The 794-nt window shown below is 56.7% G+C and carries 1 protein-coding gene; it reads left to right on the forward strand.

Annotated features, from left to right (window positions below):
• Positions 1-588, forward strand: a 588-nt coding sequence (locus B3Z49_RS13735; RefSeq protein WP_296991872.1) for a LysE family translocator, incomplete at its 5' end; no start/stop codon positions are given.
• Between the last annotated feature and the right edge of the window lie 206 nt (positions 589-794).

Below are 794 nucleotides of genomic sequence, written 5' to 3' on the forward strand. Positions count from 1 at the left end.
GGCGCAATGACACCGGGTCCAAGTCTGGCCGTTGTATTGCGCTATTCTGTTGGTCATTCCCGCCAGGCCGGATTTGCCTGCGCCTTGGCGCATGCACTGGGTATCGGCTTTTATGCCGTGATCACCATGACCGGACTTGGCATCTTGTTTCAGACGGTGCCGGTCTTTCACAATGCGGTCAGTATCCTTGGTGCGCTTTATCTGATCTGGCTTGCAATCAAGGCGTGGCGCGGTGCCAAGGCGGGTGCGAAGTTTGATGTGGATAGTGCTGGCAAGGTATCAGGGTCGATCCTGCAGGCCGCCCGCGACGGGTTCATGATTGCGTTTCTCAATCCCAAGATCGCCCTGTTTTTTCTGGCCCTTTTCAGCCAGTTTGTTTCGCCCGAGTTTGAATGGGGCGGCAAGTTCCTTCTGGCGTTTACCGCCGCCGTAATCGACGGGGCGTGGTATTGCCTTGTCGCCGTCGGATTGTCGCACGGGGCGGTGTTGCCGTGGTTGCGCGATCACGCTGCCTGGATTGAGCGTATCATTGCCGTTCTGTTTGTGCTGGTTGCGCTCCGGGTATTGTGGGGTGTTGTTGCGGTCTGAAAGCCCGATTTTTGAATTTATGCTCACCTAAATTTCTGTCCGCGCCACCATCGCGACACAACATGGATCATCCAGATGACTGACAAGACGGCCCCACACACCAATCCTTCCGAGACGCCAACGCCGGGAAAGGATGCCGCATCGAATGCCGGGCGTGGCTTCCATCATTTGGGGGCGCATATCGGATTTTTGCTGGCGATCCTGCT

This window comes from Thalassospira sp. UBA1131 (assembly GCF_002311515.1).
In the GTDB taxonomy this organism is placed as follows: domain Bacteria; phylum Pseudomonadota; class Alphaproteobacteria; order Rhodospirillales; family Thalassospiraceae; genus Thalassospira.